Annotated in this window: 18 protein-coding genes, 1 pseudogene and 1 riboswitch; of the genes and pseudogenes, 11 read left to right on the forward strand and 8 right to left on the reverse strand. The window is 75.0% G+C overall.

Going from position 1 to position 17,654, the window contains the following annotated elements; all coding sequences use genetic code 11:
* Positions 1-8: 8 nt before the first annotated feature.
* Entirely contained in the window at positions 9-437 is a 429-nt protein-coding gene (locus M1O15_RS09765) for an ATP-binding protein (RefSeq protein ID WP_248632906.1), read from the reverse strand.
* Between the two features lie 184 nt (positions 438-621).
* Between M1O15_RS09765 and M1O15_RS09770 the strand changes: the two genes are divergently transcribed.
* Both M1O15_RS09770 and M1O15_RS09775 read left to right on the forward strand, forming a co-directional pair.
* Positions 622-1,173 carry a hypothetical protein gene (locus M1O15_RS09770; RefSeq protein ID WP_248632907.1) on the forward strand — a complete coding sequence of 184 codons (552 nt, stop codon included), beginning with the start codon at positions 622-624 and terminating at the stop codon, positions 1,171-1,173.
* 138 nt (positions 1,174-1,311) lie between these two features.
* A complete protein-coding gene (locus M1O15_RS09775) occupies positions 1,312-1,509 on the forward strand; it encodes a hypothetical protein (protein WP_248632908.1) in 198 nt (65 codons plus the stop codon).
* A 339-nt stretch (positions 1,510-1,848) separates the two neighbouring features.
* Here the strand turns inward: M1O15_RS09775 and pgm are convergent, their stop codons facing one another.
* A complete protein-coding gene (pgm, locus tag M1O15_RS09780; protein WP_248632909.1) occupies positions 1,849-3,489 on the reverse strand; it encodes a phosphoglucomutase (alpha-D-glucose-1,6-bisphosphate-dependent) in 1,641 nt (546 codons plus the stop codon).
* A 271-nt stretch (positions 3,490-3,760) separates the two neighbouring features.
* Between pgm and M1O15_RS09785 the strand changes: the two genes are divergently transcribed.
* Together M1O15_RS09785 and M1O15_RS09790 are read left to right on the forward strand one after the other, a co-directional pair.
* On the forward strand, positions 3,761-4,741 hold the full coding sequence (locus M1O15_RS09785; RefSeq protein WP_248632910.1) for a DUF72 domain-containing protein: 981 nt from the start codon (positions 3,761-3,763) through the stop codon (positions 4,739-4,741).
* A gap of 31 nt (positions 4,742-4,772) precedes the next feature.
* A complete protein-coding gene (locus M1O15_RS09790) occupies positions 4,773-4,916 on the forward strand; it encodes a hypothetical protein (protein WP_181160457.1) in 144 nt (47 codons plus the stop codon).
* Positions 4,917-5,044: 128 nt separating this feature from the next.
* On the opposite strand, the gene M1O15_RS09795 is transcribed toward M1O15_RS09790, so the two are convergent.
* The gene (locus M1O15_RS09795; protein WP_248632911.1) at positions 5,045-5,653 is read right to left on the reverse strand and encodes a Type-2Aa cytolytic delta-endotoxin; all 609 of its coding nucleotides are present in this window, start codon (positions 5,651-5,653) and stop codon (positions 5,045-5,047) included.
* Between the two features lie 175 nt (positions 5,654-5,828).
* Between M1O15_RS09795 and M1O15_RS09800 the strand changes: the two genes are divergently transcribed.
* Genes M1O15_RS09800 through M1O15_RS09810 form a run of 3 tightly spaced genes read left to right on the forward strand, consistent with a single transcriptional unit; the run spans position 5,829 to position 8,210 of the window.
* Positions 5,829-6,506: an ABC transporter permease gene (locus M1O15_RS09800; RefSeq protein WP_248632912.1), complete on the forward strand. Its 678-nt coding sequence runs from the start codon at positions 5,829-5,831 to the stop codon at positions 6,504-6,506.
* A 25-nt stretch (positions 6,507-6,531) separates the two neighbouring features.
* The gene (locus M1O15_RS09805) at positions 6,532-7,209 is read left to right on the forward strand and encodes an ABC transporter permease (RefSeq protein ID WP_248632913.1); all 678 of its coding nucleotides are present in this window, start codon (positions 6,532-6,534) and stop codon (positions 7,207-7,209) included.
* Positions 7,210-7,217: 8 nt separating this feature from the next.
* Positions 7,218-8,210, forward strand: a complete 993-nt coding sequence (locus tag M1O15_RS09810; protein ID WP_248632914.1) for an ABC transporter substrate-binding protein — start codon at positions 7,218-7,220, stop codon at positions 8,208-8,210.
* An 81-nt stretch (positions 8,211-8,291) separates the two neighbouring features.
* Here the strand turns inward: M1O15_RS09810 and M1O15_RS09815 are convergent, their stop codons facing one another.
* A complete protein-coding gene (locus tag M1O15_RS09815; RefSeq protein WP_248632915.1) occupies positions 8,292-9,455 on the reverse strand; it encodes an ATP-binding cassette domain-containing protein in 1,164 nt (387 codons plus the stop codon).
* A gap of 115 nt (positions 9,456-9,570) precedes the next feature.
* Here M1O15_RS09815 and M1O15_RS09820 point away from each other — a divergent pair, with 115 nt between their 5' ends.
* On the forward strand, positions 9,571-10,323 hold the full coding sequence (locus M1O15_RS09820; RefSeq protein WP_248632916.1) for a PIG-L deacetylase family protein: 753 nt from the start codon (positions 9,571-9,573) through the stop codon (positions 10,321-10,323).
* Positions 10,324-10,357: 34 nt separating this feature from the next.
* Here the strand turns inward: M1O15_RS09820 and M1O15_RS09825 are convergent, their stop codons facing one another.
* From M1O15_RS09825 to M1O15_RS09840, 4 genes are read right to left on the reverse strand one after another with little or no spacing between them, the layout of a single operon-like run.
* Complete coding sequence (locus M1O15_RS09825) at positions 10,358-11,122, reverse strand: hypothetical protein (protein WP_248632917.1); 765 nt, start codon at positions 11,120-11,122, stop codon at positions 10,358-10,360.
* Positions 11,119-11,922: an ABC transporter ATP-binding protein gene (locus M1O15_RS09830; RefSeq protein ID WP_248632918.1), complete on the reverse strand. Its 804-nt coding sequence runs from the start codon at positions 11,920-11,922 to the stop codon at positions 11,119-11,121. The genes M1O15_RS09825 and M1O15_RS09830 overlap by 4 nt, the downstream gene beginning before the upstream one ends.
* Entirely contained in the window at positions 11,919-12,983 is a 1,065-nt protein-coding gene (locus M1O15_RS09835; protein ID WP_372499421.1) for a FecCD family ABC transporter permease, read from the reverse strand. The genes M1O15_RS09830 and M1O15_RS09835 overlap by 4 nt, the downstream gene beginning before the upstream one ends.
* The gene (locus tag M1O15_RS09840) at positions 12,980-13,966 is read right to left on the reverse strand and encodes an ABC transporter substrate-binding protein (protein ID WP_248632919.1); all 987 of its coding nucleotides are present in this window, start codon (positions 13,964-13,966) and stop codon (positions 12,980-12,982) included. The genes M1O15_RS09835 and M1O15_RS09840 overlap by 4 nt, the downstream gene beginning before the upstream one ends.
* Before the next feature lie 44 nt (positions 13,967-14,010).
* Positions 14,011-14,131, reverse strand: a riboswitch (cobalamin riboswitch).
* Between the two features lie 132 nt (positions 14,132-14,263).
* On the opposite strand from M1O15_RS09840, the gene M1O15_RS09845 reads away from it, so the two are divergent.
* The 3 genes and pseudogenes from M1O15_RS09845 to M1O15_RS09855 all read left to right on the forward strand — a co-directional run bounded on the left by M1O15_RS09845 (position 14,264) and on the right by M1O15_RS09855 (position 17,556).
* The gene (locus M1O15_RS09845) at positions 14,264-15,232 is read left to right on the forward strand and encodes an NADPH:quinone oxidoreductase family protein (protein ID WP_248632920.1); all 969 of its coding nucleotides are present in this window, start codon (positions 14,264-14,266) and stop codon (positions 15,230-15,232) included.
* Positions 15,229-16,423: pseudogene (locus M1O15_RS09850) on the forward strand (acyl-CoA dehydrogenase family protein). The gene M1O15_RS09845 and the pseudogene M1O15_RS09850 overlap by 4 nt, the downstream one beginning before the upstream one ends.
* A complete protein-coding gene (locus M1O15_RS09855; protein WP_248632921.1) occupies positions 16,420-17,556 on the forward strand; it encodes an acyl-CoA dehydrogenase family protein in 1,137 nt (378 codons plus the stop codon). The pseudogene M1O15_RS09850 and the gene M1O15_RS09855 overlap by 4 nt, the downstream one beginning before the upstream one ends.
* Positions 17,557-17,654: the final 98 nt, after the last annotated feature.

Genomic DNA, 17,654 nt, shown 5'->3' on the forward strand with positions numbered 1-17,654 from the left:
GTCGCGGACTACCAGGGCAGGAAGAGGTGGATCTCCTTGCCGTCGTCCCCCGGCACCACGCTCACCTCGTCGGCGAGTGCCTGGATCAGATGCCAGCCGATGCCGCCGCCCTTGGACGGGTGGTAGCGGCGCGGCTCCGGAGGGTTCGGGTTGGTGTCCGCGACCACCACATGGATGCCGTCGAAGGTCCTGCGCAGCGAGAGCACGAAGGGGCCTGGCGCGTATTGGATGGCGTTGGCGGCCAGCTCGCTCACCGCCAGCAGGATGTCGTCGCGGTGCTCTGCGGAGGCGGGCGGCTGACCGAGCGCGAGCGTGCCCAGGTAACCCGCCGCGGCCAGCCGTGCCGCGGTCACATCGCCCAACTCCCCGGGGAAGGGCACGGTGACGCTGTCGGCCGCCTCGGAGAGGGGGTCGCCCCACAGGGGGTCGCTGGACATGTCGCCTTCCTGTCCGTCGGCTCTCTTCTTGCGCTGTTCCTGCCGACTTCCCCCGGTTCGGTGAGCGATGCATCGCTTATGCGCGGACACGGAGGGTGACGGCAGATGCGGCGTCATGGCCGGGCGTCCAGCGGGCAACCGACGAGAAGTCAACCTAGCTTCTCACGAGGGGAGTTGCCCGCCGATGAGTGCTCTCAACCGGTGGCTGATCAGACACTTCTGGGTGCAGCTGGCACTGTCGGTGGCCGCCGCCACCGCCGTCCTGCTGCTCCTGCACGCCACCCATCCGGGCAGTGGCTGGGGGCTCTACGGCATCCCCGGGGCCATCGGGACCGGCGTCGTCCTCTACTCCCAGCGGCGCCGGCAGAAGGAACTGGTCGGCGGTACGACGGAGGGCCTGGTGCGGGTGGAGGAGGCGCTGGTCCGTGAGGAGGTGCCCGACGAGCCCCGGGAGCGGGCGGCGCTGTCCCGTGTGGTCGAGCAGCGTCTGGAGGCCACCCGCCGGCGCCCTGTGGCGCTCGTCCTGCTCTATGCGATGTTCGGCGTCATCTTCGCCGTGATCGCGCTGGACGGCGGCGGACCCTCGCTGATCGTCTACGGGCTCATCTTCGCCGGGGCGCTCTTCTGGATCACCTGGGCGGGGGGTCGGCAGCGCCGACGGCTGGAGCGGATGGGCAGCGCCCTCGGCCTGCGCGAGGGCGCTCGGGAAGACGCCCGGGAGGGCCGTACCGCCTGACCACCCCAGGCGGCCACCGGTCACCCCCACTCGGACGGTCCGGGCCCAGGGCGTGCGGGCCGGGGGCGGCCGTGTGACGCTGGCGCCGGTGCCGCCCCGGCGCCACGAGCAGCCACGCCGACCCGAAGGGGAGCAGCCGTGAACCAGCTGGGAGACAAGCCGGAAGAGATCCGCAAGCACCTCACTGAGGAGAAGCACCCCACCGACCAGAACAAGGCCCCGCACCCCGATCCGGGGGAGGAGGGCGACGTGGAGAGCCCCACCGACGGCCGCCCGGACCCCTCCGAGGACCCCGCCCCGGCCGACCGCCCCCCGGCCCCCGGCACCCACGACTGAGCCCCGCCCACCGTCCCTCAGCCCCCGCACCGACGCCCGAGCCCGCGACCGCCCCGGACCCCGGCGGGGTCGGCCGCCCCCGGGCCTCCGCACCCGCGACTGAGCCCGCGCCCCCCGCCCCCCGGCCGCGCAGACCGCCCCCGGCCCCAGCTCCCGGCACCCGCGACTGAGCCCGGCTGCCCGGGGTCGGCCGGTCGGCGGGCGCCGTACGCACCCGCTGCCCGCACCGGACTCCCCGGCCCCGGCATCATCGACCGAGGAGCACTGAGCACCCGGGGCGGCGACCGAAGACGGGGCGTCCACCGACCCCCCGGCACCCCCGGGCCCCCGCCCGGCCGCTCACCCCCGAAGGGCCGCCGCGACCACTGTCTGGGCCTCCTCCTGGACCTGGGCCAGGTGGTCCGGGCCGCGGAAGGACTCCGCGTACACCTTGTAGACGTCCTCGGTGCCGGAGGGGCGGGCCGCGAACCAGGCGTTCTCGGTGGTGACCTTGATGCCGCCGATCGGCGCACCGTTGCCCGGGGCCTCGCTCAGCACGGCGGTGACCGGCTCCCCGGCCAGCGTGCCGGCGGTCACCTGGGCGGGGGAGAGGCGGCCGAGCGCCGCCTTCTCCTCGCGGGTGGCCGGTGCGTCCACCCGGGCGTACGCCGGCTCCCCGAACCGCCCGGCCAGCTCCCCGTAGTGCTCGCTCGGCGTCCGCCCGGTGACCGCCAGGATCTCCGAGGCCAGCAGCGCCAGCAGGATCCCGTCCTTGTCGGTGGTCCACACTGAGCCGTCGCGCCGCAGGAACGACGCCCCGGCCGACTCCTCGCCGCCGAAGCCGATCGTCCCGTCCGCCAGCCCGTCCACGAACCACTTGAAGCCGACCGGCACCTCCACCAGCTCCCGGCCCAGGTCCGCCGCCACCCGGTCGATCATCCCCGAGGACACCAGCGTCTTGCCGACGCCCGCGCCCGCCGGCCACCGCTCGCGGTGCCGGAACAGATAGCCGATGGCGACCGCCAGATAGTGGTTGGGGTTCATCAGGCCCCCGTCCGGGGTGACGATGCCGTGCCGGTCGGCGTCGGCGTCGTTCCCCGTCGAGATCCGGAACCGGTCCCGGCCCTCGATCAGCGAGGCCATCGCATACGGCGAGGAGCAGTCCATCCGGATCTTCGCGTCCCAGTCCAGCGTCATGAACCGCCAGGTCGGGTCGGTGTACGGGTTGACCACCGTGAGGTCCAGCCGGTGCTGCTCGGCGATCCGGCCCCAGTACGCCACCGAGGCCCCGCCCAGCGGGTCCGCGCCGATGTGCAGCCCCGCCTCCCGCACCGCGTCCAGGTCCAGCACGGACGGCAGGTCGGCGACATACGCGCCGAGGAAGTCGTACCGCCCGGTGGTCTCCGCGGCCAGCGCCCGGGCCAGCGGGATCCGGCGCACCTCCGTCAGCCCGCCCGCGATGATCTCGTTGGCCCGCTCCTGGATCCAGCCGGTGGCGTCCGAGCCGGCCGGACCGCCGCTGGGCGGGTTGTACTTGAAGCCGCCGTCGGCCGGCGGGTTGTGGGAGGGGGTGACCACCACCCCGTCCGCCAGGCCGGTGGAACGGCCGCGGTTGTACGTCAGGATCGCGTGCGACACGGCCGGGGTGGGGACGTAGCCGTCGGCCTCGTCGACGAGCACCCGCACCCCGTTGCCCGCGAAGACCTCCACGGCGGTCGCCCGGGCCGGCTCGGACAGCGCATGGGTGTCCGCGCCGAGGAACAGCGGCCCGTCGGTGCCCTGCCGGGCCCGGTACTCGCAGATCGCCTGGCTGGTCGCGGCGATGTGGTCCTCGTTGAACGCCGCCGCCAGGGAGGAGCCGCGGTGCCCCGAGGTGCCGAAGGCGACCCGCTGCGCCGGGTCGGCCGGGTCGGGATGCACGGTGTAGTACGCGGTCACCAGCCGGGCCACGTCCACCAGGTCCTCGGGCCGGGTCGGCCCGCCCGCGCGCTCGTTGGGCATCTGTTCCACTCCTCGCTGTCGCTTCCTCGGGTCGCCCGATGGCTCGGTCGCCCGGTGCCGTCCGGACGGCCGCCGGCCGCCGGCCGTGCTCGGCCCCCCGGCCATGATCGCCCGTGACGGCCGTCCCGTCCCGCCGTGCGCTCGTACGGGACCATCCCGACCATGCCCCGCCCGGGCGCCCCCACCCCCGCCCGGACCTGGTTTTCCGTCACACCGCCGCCGCGCAAACGCCGGTGGCCTCAGCTCCTCGGTCGGGGGTAGACGCGGCCGCATGGCAGAAGCGGCAGCACCGACGGCGGCGCAGGCGGGGATCGCGGTCGGCACGTGTTCCTGGACGGACCCCGCACTGGTGCGTTCCGGCTGGTACCCGCCCGGGCGCCGGGACGCCGAGGGGCGGCTGCGCCACTACGCCGAGCAGTTCCCGGTGGTGGAGGTGGACTCCTCGTACTACGCGCTGCCGCAGCTCCGCAACAGCGAGCGGTGGACCGAACGCACCCCGCCCGGCTTCCGGTTCGATGTGAAGGCGTTCTCGCTGCTCACCGGGCACCCGACCCCGGCCGCCGCGCTCCCGGCCGATCTGCGCTCCGCCTACGCCCGGGCGCGCGGCCGGGGTGGGGGACGCGGTGGCGCTCCCATGGACCCCGCACTGCTGGACGAGGTGTGGCGCCGGTTCGCCGCCGCGCTGCGGCCCCTGCGCGAGACCGGCCGGATCGGCTCCGTGCTCCTGCAGTTCCCGCCCCGGTTCGCGCCGGGCGCGGCCGCCCGCACCGCCCTGGAGGACGCCCGCAAGCGGGCCGCGGAGTGGCCGGTCTCGGTGGAGTTCCGGCACCCCGACTGGTGGTCGGCCGACCACCACCGCGAGACCGAGGCGCTGCTGCGGGACCTGGACGCGGCGGCCGTCGCGGTGGACACCGCCCAGGGCCTGCCCACCTCGATGCCGCCCGCCGCCCCGGTCACCGCCCGCCACGCGGTGGTCCGCTTCCACGGCCGCAGCCCGAGCTGGGGGACCGGAGGGAAGGAGGACGCCTACCGCCACACCTACACCGACGCCGAACTCGCCGAGTGGCTGCCGCGGCTGCGCGCGATGGCCGACCGCGCCGAACGGGTGCATGTGCTCTTCAACAACTGCTGCGCCGACGCCGCCGTCCGGGCGGCCGAGGCCATGCGGCGCCTGCTGGATGAGGGAGAGGACGGGGGAGAAGGCGAGGGAGAAGACGGCGGGCGGGGGCATCCCGGGCGGGTCCCGGGGTAGACGGACCGCAGACGGAATCCAGGAGGTTGCCATGGCCGGCGTGATCAACAGGATCAAGCAGTTCGCCCGCAGTCCGCAGGGGCAGCGGGCCATCGCGTCCGCGCGCCGCGCCGCGGCGGACCCCCGCAAGCGGGCCCAGGCCCGCACCCTGCTGGGCCGGCTGCGCCGCCGCTGAGCGGCGTACCCGACCGCGAACCCCGATCCTCCGGAGAGGCCGGGCCCCCCTCCCGCCCGCCTCCCCGGACAGCCGGGGCCACCCGTCCGACGACGGGTGGCCCCGGCTTCTCTCGTTCCGGAGCGCCGTCAGGACAGGACTGCCGCCTGCTCCCGGCGTACCGTGAGGGCGTTCAGCCGGAGGGTGAACCGCGCGGTGTCACCGGTCGTCAGGGCCCGTACCCCGGCCGGGCCGAGCGCCACCGAGACATGGACGCAGAACGCGACGGCCAGCAGCGCGTCCGGACGCTCGGCGTCCGGCAGGGCGAAGAGCAGATCGTCGTAGTAGCTCGTCCGGTCGGGTTCCTCCTGGGAGAACGACGGCAGGGTGCCCCGCTGCCCGGCCGGACCGGTGAACACCTCCGTGAGCGCGGCCTCGGCCCGCTCCCAGAACACCGGGTCGCCCGCGCCCTCGGGCAGCGACTGCCGGAGGGCCTCCCGCAGTGACAGCACCATCACGCTCACCGGAGCGGTCTCCTGGAGCCCCCAGCCGCGCACGATCTTCACCGTGGTGGCGTCCGGGACGGCGGCCGCGGCCCGGCTGATCTCGCCGAAGTTGAAGTCCACCGTCGCCGGGGCGATCGCGTGCTGGAAACGCGCCTCGACCTCGCGCGCCGACTCCGCCGCCGCGCCCTCCACCGCGAAGACCGTCCGGAAGGTGGCCTTCCCGGTCGCTCCGGTCGCGCTCACATCGGCCATGACTGCTCCTCAATCGTGCGAGTGATCGCGCCCGCGGTCAGTATGCCGTCCCGCCGAAACGGTTCCGCAGGCACTCCCCGGCAACGGCCGCCACCCGGCGTCCCGGGCGACGGCCCATCCCACGGACGGCCGCCCATCCCGCGCGCCTCCCCGTCCGCCGCGCTCCAATGGAGCCGTGACCGCGCCCCCCGACGACTGCCTCGCGCGCAACGACTGGCTGTGCGGCGCCTATCTGTCCACCCGCCAGGAGATCCTGCTGGACGCCTCCCTCCAGCATCTGCGGCTGACCTTCGTCTCGGTGCTGATCGCCCTCGTCCTCGCCCTGCCGCTGGCGCTCGCCGCCCGCCGCCGGCACTGGGCCGGCGGCACCGTCCTCGGCGTCACCACCATCCTGTACACCATCCCCTCGCTGGCGATGTTCTCGCTGCTGCTGCCGCTGTACGGGCTGTCCGCCTCGCTGGTCGTCGCCGGACTGGTGCTCTACTCGCTCACCCTGCTGGTCCGCAACATCCTGGCCGGGCTGCGGGATGTGCCCGAGGACGCCCGGCAGGCCGCCCGGGGCCTGGGCTACGGGCCGCTGCGGACCCTGCTCACCGTCGAACTCCCACTCTCCCTGCCGGCCACCGTCGCCGGGGTGCGGATCGCCACCGTCTCCGCCGTCTCCCTGGTCACCATCGGCGCGATCGTGGGCTACGGCGGGCTGGGAAACCTCATCTACGCCGGGATGAACACCTACTTCAAGGCCCAGGTGCTCACCGCCTCGGCGCTGTGCGTGGTGATCGCCGTCGCGGCCGACCTGGTGCTGCTGCTGGTGCAGCGGCTGCTCACGCCCTGGACCAGGGCGGGCGGATGAGCACCCGACGGACGAGGGCGGGCGGATGAACACGCTCACCGCCTCCTGGGACTGGCTCACCGACGCGGCCCACTGGTCCGGCCCGGACGGGGTGGCCCACCGTCTCCTCGAACACCTCTACCTCACCGGCGTCTGCCTGGCCATCGCCTGCGCCCTCGCGCTGCCCGTCGCCCTGGTCCTCGGCCACGTGGGACGCGGCGGGGCGCTCGCGGTCAACCTCTCCAACGCCGGACGGGCCGTCCCCACCTTCGCCGTCCTGGTGCTCCTGCTGCTCAGCCCGATCGGCACCTGGGGCAGCTGGCCCACCGTCATCGCGCTGGTGCTGTTCGCCGTCCCTCCGGTGCTCACCAACGCCTACACCGCCATGCGCGGGGTGGACCGCGACGTGGTCCGGGCCGGCCGGGGCATGGGCATGACGGGATGGCAGCTGCTCAGCCGGGTGGAACTCCCGCTGGCCCTGCCGCTGATCCTCACCGGGGTACGGATCGCCGCCGTGCAACTGGTGGCCACCGCGACCGTCGCCGCGCTGGCCGGCGGCGGCGGGCTCGGCCGGATCATCACCGCCGGCTTCAATCTGGCCTCCACCCCGCAGGTGGTCGCCGGGGCGGTGCTGGTCGCGGTCCTCGCCCTGCTGGTGGAGGCGGTCTTCGTGCTGGCCCTGCGGCCGGCCCTCCGAGCAGTAGGCCCCGGGCGCGCCGGATGACCCGCCGTATGCCGAAGGCCCCCCGGCCCCGGGCGCGCCGGATGACCGGCCGCCGCGTGCGACGGGCGCTGCGTTCCGCCGCCGTCCTGCCCGTACTGCTGCTGACCGGCTGCGCCCTCGGACCGTCCCTGGAGAACCAGGGCGAGGTCACCGGGCCACCGGGGGACAGCCGGGAGCTCACCATCGGCTCGGCCGGTTTCACCGAGAGCGACCTGCTGGCCCGGATGTACGCGCTCCTGCTCGACCAGGCCGGCTACCGCACCAGGATCCTCTCCGTCACCAACCGGGAGATCTACGAACCGGCGCTGGAGTCCGGCCGGATCGACCTCGTCCCCGAGTACGCCGCCACCTTCGCCGACTGGCTCAACGCCAAGGCCAACGGCCCCGACGCCCCACCGGTCGGCTCACCCGACCTGGCCGCCACCATGAAGGAGCTGCGCGCCCTCGCCGCGCCCCGGGGCCTCACCGTCCTCGCGCCCGGCCTCGCCGTCGACCAGAACGCCTTCGCGGTCACCGCCGGATACGCCCGCGCGCACCGGCTGCGCACCCTCAGCGACCTGGGCCGTGCCAAGCTGCCGGTGCGGCTGGCGGCCGGCGACGAGTGCGTCTCCCGGCCCTACTGCGCCCCCGGGCTGCGCAAGGTGTACGGCATCGACATCACCGGCATCGACCCCAAGGGCGTCGGCACCACCCAGGCCAAACAGGCCGTGCAGCGCGGCCAGGACCAGCTGGTGCTGACCACCACCACCGACGCCACCCTGGACGACTTCGGGCTGGTCCTGCTCGCCGACGACAAGCGGCTGCAGAACGCCGACTACATCGTGCCGGTGGCCAACCGGGCCCGGGCCGGCTCCCCGCGCGTGGCCCGGGCACTGGCCCCGCTCGGCCCGGTGCTCACCACCGCCGACCTGGCGGACCTCAACGAGCGGGTGGACAGCTGGCGCCGGCTGCCCGAGGACGTGGCGGAGGACTTCCTCCGCTCCAAGGGGCTGCTGCGCTGACGCGCGGGCCCCTCGGACGCCCCCTCTGACGTCCGGCCACCTCGGACGCTCCCTCGGGCGTCCGCCCCCTCGGACGCTCCCTCAGGCGTCGGCCACCGAGTCGAAGGACACCTCCCCGCGTCCCACTCCCCGGGCGTCCGCGTCCACCGAACGGCGCAGCGCCTCATGGAGCTTCGAGGGGGTCAGCACCCCGAGGAAACGCGATCCGTCCAGCACCGCTACCCACCCCGCGTCATGCTGGAGCATCTCCCCGAACGCCTGCTTCAGCGGCGCCCCCACCGGCACCCACGCCTCCATCCGCCGCGCCAGGTCCCCGACCGCGCCCCCGTCACCGGCCCGGGCCAGGTCGTCGGCGGACACCCACCCGTGCAGGTCCCCGGCCTCGCCCAGCACCACCGCCCAGCGGGCGCCCTCCGCGCGCAGCCGCGCCGAGGCACCCGCCGCCGGCTCGCCCAGCCGGGCCACCGGCGGCTCCTCCAGGTCGTCCGGTTCGATCGCGGTCACCGACAGCCGCTTCAGCCCCCGGTCCGCCCCCACGAACCGAGCCACCGCGGGGGTGGCCGGGGCGCCCAGCACGGCGGCCGGGGTGTCGAACTGCTCGATCCGCCCCTGCCCGTACACCGCCATCCGGTCGCCCATCCGCACCGCCTCCTCGATGTCATGGGTGACCAGCAGCACCGTCTTGCGCACGGTCGCCTGGAGCCGCAGGAACTCGCTCTGCAACCGCTCCCGCACCACCGGGTCCACCGCGCCGAACGGCTCGTCCATCAGCAGCACCGGCGGGTCGGCCGCCAGCGCCCGGGCCACCCCCACCCGCTGCCGCTGGCCGCCGGAGAGCTGCGCCGGATACCGCGATCCGTAGACCGCCGGGTCCAGCCCCACCAGCTCCAGCAGCTCGGCCGCCCGCTTCCGGGCCCTGGCCTTCCGCCAGCCGAGCAGCACCGGCACGGTGGCGGTGTTCTCCAGCACGGTGCGGTGCGGGAACAGCCCGGTCTGCTGGATGACATAGCCGATCCGCCGCCGCAGCCTCACCGGGTCGGTGGCCGCCACATCCGAGCCGTCCACCAGGATCCGCCCCGAGGTGGGCTCGATCAGCCGGTTCACCATCATCATGGTGGTGGTCTTGCCGCACCCCGAGGGGCCGACCAGGGTCACCAGCTCACCCTCCGCCACCTCGAAGGAGAGGTCGTCCACGGCCGTGGTGCCGTCCGGATAGACCTTGCCGACCTGCTCGAACCGGATCATGGCACCACGCTAGGAGCCCCCGTCCCGCCCCGCACACGCTCCGCGACCGACCGGGGAGCCCCTACCGGAAACCGAGGCCGGGACGGGGCACCGGACCGGGTCGTATCCTGCGGCCATGGATGATCAGGAGAAGAGCGGGGCGGCGCCGCTGGAGCCGATGCCGGAGGACTGGACCAGGGCGCTGGCCGTGGTGGCCCACCCCGACGACCTGGAGTACGGCTGCGCCGCCGCGGTCGCCGGCTGGACCGACGGGGGCCGCGAGGTCACCTATGTCCTGGCCACCCGCGGCGAGGCCGGCATCGACGGCCTCGGACCGGACGAGTGCGGTCCGCTGCGCGAGCGCGAGCAGCGGGCCGGTGCCGCCGCCGTGGGCGTCTCGACCGTCGACTTCCTGGACCACCGGGACGGGGTGATCGAGTACGGGATCGGGCTGCGCCGGGACATCGCCGCCGCCATCCGCCGCCACCGCCCCGAGCTGGTCGTCACCCTCAACCACCGGGACACCTGGGGAGGCACCGTCTGGAACACCCCCGACCATGTCGCCGTCGGCCGGGCCACCCTGGACGCCGCCGGGGACGCGGGCAACCGCTGGATCTTCACCGAACTCGCCGCCCAGGGACTGGAGCCGTGGGACGGGGTCCGCTGGGTCGCGGTGGCCGGCTCGGACCGGCCCACCCACGCCGTGGACGCCGGACCGGGACTCGACCGGGCGGTGGCCTCCCTGCTCGCACACCGCGCCTATATCGAGGGCCTGACCGACCAGGACCCCGAGGAGTACGCCCGCTCCTTCCTCACCTCCGCCGCCCAGGCCCTCGCCCCCCGCTTCGGCGGCCGGCCCGCGGTCGCCTTCGAGCTCTTTCCCCGATGACCGCGGCGGCGGCGCGGCGGGGTCGGGCCCGGTCTCAGCGCGCCGCCGCGTAGGCCCGCAGCCGCTCCGCCCGATCGGTCAGACAGCAGCTGGCACAGCGCACCGCCTCGGTGCTGGTGTGGAACAGGCAGCAGGTCCGGCGCAGATACACCAGCCGCTCCCGCCCGTCCCGCACCCCGCGCACCCGGGCCGTCTCCCCGAGCGCCGCCAGTCCGCCCGGCGCGTCCCGCACCAGCAGCCGCCAGCGCTCCTCCAGCAGGTCCACCGGCCCGTCGACGGCGCAGAGCGCGGTGGCGCAGCCGTGCGCCACCCCGCCCCGCAGCTGACGCCGCCCGGCCCGGGTGCGCCGGTGCAGCGCCTCGGCGACCGGCAGCAGATGCCCCTCCAGCACCACCCGGTGCAGCAGCGCCACCGACGGCTCACCGCGCTCGGCCACCGCCAGCCGGGCCCGGCGCACCCGCACCCCGGCGATCCCGTGCGTCCCGGGCCGGACGAGCACATTGCCGGCCCGCAGGTCCGGGACCTCGTCGGTGAGCGCCCAGTGCAGCACCGCGGCGGCGGTGACCCAGCCCGCGTACACCGCCATCAGGGTCAGCGCGGCGGCGTGCTCGGTGCGGTGGCCGCTGCTGTCGCGCTCCGCCGCCAGCAGTACGCCCAGCCCGGGGCCGTCCGGGTCCGCGAGCCGGTCGGCGGCCAGCCACTGGTCCGCCTCGGCGGCCGGCGGGACCCCGACCGCCACCCGCCAGCGCGGCCCCCGCTCCACCGGCGTCCACTCCCCGGGCGTCAGGTCGCCCGTCACGGCAACGGCAGGTAGAGCACATGCGGGGCGCCGGTCACCGGATGCGGCTCCACCCGGGCCGGCACCCCGTACACCTCGGCCAGCAGCCCGGCCGTCACCACCTCCGCCGGGGTGCCGCTCGCCACCACCCGGCCGCCGTCCAGCACATGGAGCCGGTCGCAGTAGGCCGCGGCCAGATTGAGGTCGTGCAGCACCAGGACGTTGGTGGTGCCCAGCCGGCGTACCAGCGACAGGATCTCCAGCTGGTGGCGTACGTCCAGATGGTTGGTCGGCTCGTCCAGCGCCAGCAGCCCCGGGTCCTGCACCAGCGCGCGGGCGATCAGCACCCGCTGCCGCTCCCCGCCGGACAGCTCGGTGAACGCCCGGTCGGCCAGGTGCCCGGCGTCCACCTCGGTGAGCGCCCGCTCCACCCGGCGCAGGTCGTCCGGCCCGTCCTGCTCCCAGAAGCGCTTGTGCGGGCCGCGGCCCATCGCCGTCACCTCCCGCACCGTCAGCCCGGCCGCGACCCCCGCGTCCTGGGCGACCACCGCGATCCGGCGGGCCCGCTGCCGTACCGTCAGCCCGGCCGCGTCCACCCCGTCCAGCTCCACCCGGCCCGCGGACGGCCGGACCGTGCCGTACACACAGCGCAGAAAGGTGGTCTTGCCGCTGCCGTTGGGCCCGACCAGGCCGACCGTCTCGCCCGGCGCGGCGGACACGTCCACCCCGTCCAGGACGGTGCGCCCGCCGATCGCGTACCGCACCCCGGTGGCGGTCAGCGCGGCCGCCCCGGTCCGCTCCCCGGCGTCCACCGCCGTCATGCGATCTCCTCCGTCCGGCGGGACCGGCGCAGCAGCCAGAGGAAGAACGGCCCGCCGACCAGCGCGGTCACCACCCCCACCGGGATCTCCTCGGGTGCCGCGGCGGTCCGCGCCACCAGATCGGCCAGCAGCAGGAACACCGCCCCGCCCAGCGCCGCCACCGGCAGCAGCCGCCGGTGCGCCGCGCCGACCACCATCCGGGCCGCGTGCGGCACCATCAATCCCACGAAGCCGATCGCCCCGCTGTACGCCACCAGCACCCCGACCACCAGCGACACCAGCACGAACGCCCAGGCGCGGAAGCGCCCCGGGTCCAGCCCGAGGGTGTGCGCCCCCTCCTCACCGGCCAGCAGCAGGTCCAGCGGCCGGGCGAGCGCCAGCAGCACCGCCGTCCCGGCCACCAGCACCAGCGCAGGCACCGCCAGTTCGTCCCAGCGCGCCCCGCCCAGACCGCCCAGGGTCCAGAACATCACCTGGCGGACATGCTCGGCCTCGGCGGCCACCACCAGCACCAGACTGGTGAACGCCTGGAGGATGTACTGCACCGCCACCCCGGCCAGCACCAGCCGCCCGGTGGTCATCGACCCGCCGCGGCGGGCCAGCGCGTACACCGTGACCAGCGCCGCCATCGAACCGGCGAACGCGGCCGCGGGCAGCGCCACCGCGCCCAGCGCCCCCGTCCCGATGCCGAGCACGATGACCAGCACCGCACCGGAGGAGGCCCCCGAGGAGGCCCCCATCAGGAAGGGGTCGGCCAGCGGATTGCGCACCAGCGCCTGGAGCACCGTGCCGGTGAGCGCCAGCCCCGCGCCCACCAGCACCGCGAGCAGCACCCGGGGCATCCGCACGTCCCAGACGATCGAGGCGTACGCGCCCAGCCGCTCCCCGCGCACCACGATGTCCAGCACCTCGCCGGGCGGAATGCGCACCGGGCCCAGGGCCAGCCCGGCGACGGCCGCGGCGAGCAGGGCGAGTGTCAGCACCGCCAGGGTCAGCGGCAGCCGGGCGGCCGAACGGGCGGGCGCCCGGCGGGCCTCGGCCGCCGTCGCCGGGGCGGTCACCGGGCGTCGGGGTGGAGCTGGCCGGCGAGCGCGTCCGCCGCCTCGCCGACCCGCACACCGAGCACCGCGGAGGAGAGCGGCAGCACGGCGAACCGCTTGTTCCTCACCGCCGGTACGTCCTTGAGCGCCGGGTCCTTCAGCAGCCGCTGCTTCTTCTGCTCCACGGTGGTGCCGCCGTAGTCGTAGATGACGACCACCTCGGGCTTGCGCTCGACCACCTGCTCCCAGGACACATCGGCGAAGGACTTCTTCACATCGGCGAACACGTTCCGACCGCCCGCCAGCGAGATCAGCTCGTTGCCGATGCCCTGGCCGCCCGCGGTGAAGGCGCTGGCCTCGCCGGAGTCGTAGACGAACACCTTCAGCGGCTCGGTCTTCGCCAGCCGGGCGCGCACCGCCCCGACCTGCTTCTCCTCGTCCGCGATCAGCTGCGCGCCGCGTTCGGGGACGCCGAAGGTACGGGCCAGTTCGGTGATCTCGGTGCGCAACTGGGCCATCCCCACCGGGCGGTCGGCGCAGGACTCGGTGTTCAGCCGGGTCCTGATGCCGGACTTCTCCAGTCCGGCCCGGTCGCGGCCCTGGGCCTTGTCGAAGGCGCTGTCGTAGCCGCCGTAGACGAAGTCCGGGTTCGCGCCGAGCAGCACCTCCTTGGAGGGGTACTCCTCGGCCAGCACCTTCACCTGGTCGTAGTCCTTCTGGTACGCGGGCAGCACCGCGTCGTCCAGATAGGCCGAGCCGGCCATCTTCTCCTTCAGCCCGAGGGCGAGGAGCAGTTCGGTGGCGTGCTGGTTGAGGGCCACGGCCCGCTCGGGCGGCGCGTCGAAGGTGGTCTTCACCCCGCAGTTGGTGACGGTGTACGGGAAGCCGGCGGCCTTCTTCGCGGGGGCGGCGCCGTCGTCGGCGTCCTTCCCGCCGCAGGCGGCCAGCGGAAGCAGCAGGGCTGCGGCGGTGAGTGCGCGCAGCGCGGCGCGGGATCGGGCCATGGCCGTATGTCGCCTCTCCGGGGATGTCCTCGTCCCCTGAGTCGAAGCTGGGCAGGCGGCGCGGCAGTGTCTGACTCACGGCCCCCGGGAGCGGGGGCCGTTCACAGTGGCGGGACCGTACCGGGTTCGCACCGGTTTCCTGGCCCGCGCGGCCTGGATGATCGGCCACAGTGTCTCAAACCCGCCACGGCGTGCCGCCACGGGCCCCGGCACCCGGCGCCGAGGTCGCTTCCGCTTCACCAAGCGACCGCTTAGTATGCGACCGAGAACGGTTGACCCGTCCCACGGAGGCCCCGGATGCAGGCATGGCGAGTACACCGCAACGGCGAACCGGCCGAGGTGATGCGTCGGGAGGAGGTGGCGCGTCCCGAACCGGGGCCGGGCCAGGTGCTGCTGAAGGTGCGGGCCGCGAACGTCAACTTCCCCGACGCGCTGCTGTGCCGCGGGCAGTACCAGATCCGCCCGCCGCTGCCGTTCACCCCCGGCGTGGAGGTGTGCGCCGAGACCGCCGACGGCCGCCGGGTCATCGCCACCCCCGTCCTGCCGCACGGCGGACTCGCCGCGTACGTACTCGCCGAGGAGGCCGCCCTGCTGCCCGCGCCCGAGACGCTGGACGACGCCGAGGCGGCGGCCCTGCACATCGGCTACCAGACCGGCTGGTTCGCCCTGCACCGGCGGGCCGCCCTGAAGGAGGGCGAGACCCTGCTGGTGCACGCCGCCGCCGGGGGTGTCGGCAGCGCTGCCGTCCAGCTGGGCAAGGCAGCCGGGGCGAGGGTCATCGGCGTGGCCGGCGGCCCGGAGAAGGCCGAGGCCGCCCGCCGCAACGGCTGCGACCTGGTCGTCGACCGGCGCTCCGAGGACGTGGTCGCCGCGGTGAAGGAGGCCACCGGGGGACGCGGCGCCGATGTGGTGTACGACCCGGTGGGCGGCGCCGCCTACACCCAGTCCGCCAAGTGCGTGGCCTTCGAGGGCCGGATCGTGGTCGTCGGCTTCGCCAGCGGCGACATCCCCGCGCCCGCGCTCAACCACGCCCTGGTGAAGAACTACGCGATCCTCGGGCTGCACTGGGGCCTGTACAACCAGCACGACCCGGCCGCCGTCCGGCACTGCCACGACACCCTCACCGGGTACGCCGCCAAGGGGCTGATCAAGCCGCTGATCAGCGAACGCGTCCCGTTCGCCCAGGCCGCCGACGCCGTGCGCCGGGTCGCCGAGGGCACCACCACCGGCCGGCTGGTCGTCCTGCCCGAGGGGGCCGCCGCATGAGCCCCCGGCCTCTCGGCGCCGACGAACTGCGCACCCGTACGCGGGAGCTGCTGGCCGCCCACCCGCCGGCCACCACCCCCCCCGGCCGACTTCCTGCGGGCCCGCTTCGACGCCGGCCTCGCCTGGGTGCACTACCCGGCCGGGCTCGGCGGACTGGACGCGCCCCGCGCCCTCCAGCCCGCGGTGGACGCCGAACTGGCCGCCGCCGGCGCCCCCGACAACGACCCGCGCCGGATCGGCATCGGCCTCGGCATGGCCGCGCCCACCATCCTCGCCTACGGCACCGAGGAGCAGAAGCACCGCTTCCTGCGGCCGCTGTGGACCGGGGAGGAGGTGTGGTGCCAGCTGTTCAGCGAGCCCGGCGCCGGCTCCGACCTGGCCGCCCTCGCCACCCGGGCGGTAGCCGACGGAGACTCCTGGGCGGTCACCGGCCAGAAGGTGTGGACCTCCAGCGCCCATCTCGCCCGCTGGGCCATCCTGGTCGCCCGCACCGACCCCGACGCCCCCAAGCACCGGGGCCTCACCTACTTCCTGTGCGATATGACCGACCCGGGCGTGGAGGTCCGGCCGCTGCGCCAGATCACCGGCGAGGCCGAGTTCAACGAGGTCTTCCTGGACGGCGTCCGCATCCCCGACGCCCACCGGCTCGGCGCGGTCGGCGAGGGCTGGCGGGTCGCCCAGGCCACCCTGATGAACGAACGCGTCTCCATCGGCGGCGGCCGGCAGCCGCGCGAGGGCGGCATGATCGCCAAGGCGGCCGCCACCTGGCGGGAGCGCCCCGAGCTGCGCACCGCCGAACTCCACCAGCGGCTGCTGGACCTCTGGGTGGACGCCGAGGTGGCCCGGCTCACCGGCGAACGGCTCCGCCAGCAGCTCGCCGCCGGAGCGCCCGGCCCCGAGGGCAGCGGCGCCAAACTGGTCTTCGCCCGCCTCAACCAGCAGATCAGCGCCCTGGAGACGGAACTCCTCGGCGACGAGGGCCTGCTGTACGAGGACTGGACCCTGCGCCGCCCCGAGTACGTCGACTTCACCGGCCGCGACGCCGGCTACCGCTACCTGCGCGCCAAGGGCAACTCCATCGAGGGCGGCACCAGCGAGGTGCTGCTCAACATCGTCGCCGAACGCGTCCTCGGCCTGCCCGCCGAGCCCCGCACCGACAAGGACGTCCCGTGGAAGGACCTCGCGCGATGACCGACCCGAAGCCGGCAACCGACCCGAAGCCGGCAACCGACCCGAAGCCGGTGGCTGACCCCGACCTCCTCTACAGCCGTGACGAGGAGGACCTGCGCTCCGCCGTGCGGTCCCTGCTCGCCGACCGCGCCGACCCGGCCGCGCTGCCCGCCCGCGTCGAGCAGGCCGGCGGCCACGACCCGGAGCTGTGGCGCGCCCTGGCCGCCTCCATCGGCGCCGCCGGACTGCTCGTCCCCGAAAAGCTCGGCGGCCAGGGCGCGAGCCACCGGGAGGCCGCCGTGGTCTGCGAGGAGCTGGGCCGCGCCGTCGCCCCGCTGCCGTACCTCACCAGCTCCGTCATCGCCACCGAGACCCTGCTCGCCGCCGGACCCGCCGCCGAGGGACTGCTCGCCGAACTCGCGGCGGGGGAGCGGACCGCCGTACTCCTCACCCCGCTCTCCACCGCCCCCGGCGACCCGCCGCCCCCGCCCGGCCCGGTCACCGCGGTCGCCGACGCGGCCCTGGCCGACGTGCTGCTGGTGCTGCGCCCCGACGGGCTGTACGCGGCCGAGGCCGCCGACGCCGTCCGCACCCCGCTCACCGCCCTGGACCTCACCCGGCCGCCGGCCACCGTGGACCTGCCCGAGGGCACGGGCGCCAAGGTCGCCGACGCCGAGACCGGGCGCGCCGCCTGGGAGCGCGGACTGCTCGCCGGTGCCGCCCTGCTCGCCTCCGAGCAACTCGGCCTCGCCGAATGGTGCCTGGAGCAGACCGTCCGGCACACCGCCACCCGCCACCAGTTCAACCGGCCCATCGGCTCCTTCCAGGCCCTCAAGCACCGGATGGCCGAGCTCTGGCTGGAGATCGCCGGAGCCCGGGCCGCCGCCCGCGCCGCCGCCGACGCGCTCGCCACCGGCAGCCCGGACGCCCCGCTGCTCACCGCCGTCGCCCAGGTCCACTGCTCCCGGACGGCCGTGCACGCCGCCGAGGAGTGCGTCCAGCTGCACGGCGGTCTCGGCATGACCTGGGAGCACCCCGCGCACCTGTACCTCAAACGCGCCAAGGCCGACCAGACCGCCCTGGGCTCACCCGGCCGGCACAAGGACACGATCGCCCGCCTGGCCGACCTGCCCGCGCCGGTCAGCCCCGGGTGACCTGGCGGGCGCCGTCGTACGGAAGGCCGCGGACGGCGCCCGCGGCCCTTAGATACGACCTGCCCTCCACCCCAGCGGCCAGGTAAGGACCGCAAAGG

This window comes from Streptomyces lichenis (assembly GCF_023218175.1).
Lineage (GTDB): Bacteria > Actinomycetota > Actinomycetes > Streptomycetales > Streptomycetaceae > Streptomyces > Streptomyces lichenis.

Coding starts and splice junctions, on each gene's coding strand:
- M1O15_RS09785 (WP_248632910.1), top strand. CDS start 3,761: ATGGCAGAAGCGGCAGCACCGACGGCGGCGCAGGCGGGGATCGCGGTC.
- M1O15_RS09820 (WP_248632916.1), top strand. CDS start 9,571: ATGGATGATCAGGAGAAGAGCGGGGCGGCGCCGCTGGAGCCGATGCCG.
- M1O15_RS09790 (WP_181160457.1), top strand. CDS start 4,773: ATGGCCGGCGTGATCAACAGGATCAAGCAGTTCGCCCGCAGTCCGCAG.
- M1O15_RS09770 (WP_248632907.1), top strand. CDS start 622: ATGAGTGCTCTCAACCGGTGGCTGATCAGACACTTCTGGGTGCAGCTG.
- M1O15_RS09805 (WP_248632913.1), top strand. CDS start 6,532: ATGAACACGCTCACCGCCTCCTGGGACTGGCTCACCGACGCGGCCCAC.
- M1O15_RS09830 (WP_248632918.1), bottom strand. CDS start 11,922: ATGACGGCGGTGGACGCCGGGGAGCGGACCGGGGCGGCCGCGCTGACC.
- M1O15_RS09795 (WP_248632911.1), bottom strand. CDS start 5,653: ATGGCCGATGTGAGCGCGACCGGAGCGACCGGGAAGGCCACCTTCCGG.
- pgm (WP_248632909.1), bottom strand. CDS start 3,489: ATGCCCAACGAGCGCGCGGGCGGGCCGACCCGGCCCGAGGACCTGGTG.
- M1O15_RS09840 (WP_248632919.1), bottom strand. CDS start 13,966: ATGGCCCGATCCCGCGCCGCGCTGCGCGCACTCACCGCCGCAGCCCTG.
- M1O15_RS09765 (WP_248632906.1), bottom strand. CDS start 437: ATGTCCAGCGACCCCCTGTGGGGCGACCCCCTCTCCGAGGCGGCCGAC.
- M1O15_RS09815 (WP_248632915.1), bottom strand. CDS start 9,455: ATGATCCGGTTCGAGCAGGTCGGCAAGGTCTATCCGGACGGCACCACG.
- M1O15_RS09810 (WP_248632914.1), top strand. CDS start 7,218: ATGCCGAAGGCCCCCCGGCCCCGGGCGCGCCGGATGACCGGCCGCCGC.
- M1O15_RS09855 (WP_248632921.1), top strand. CDS start 16,420: ATGACCGACCCGAAGCCGGCAACCGACCCGAAGCCGGCAACCGACCCG.
- M1O15_RS09845 (WP_248632920.1), top strand. CDS start 14,264: ATGCAGGCATGGCGAGTACACCGCAACGGCGAACCGGCCGAGGTGATG.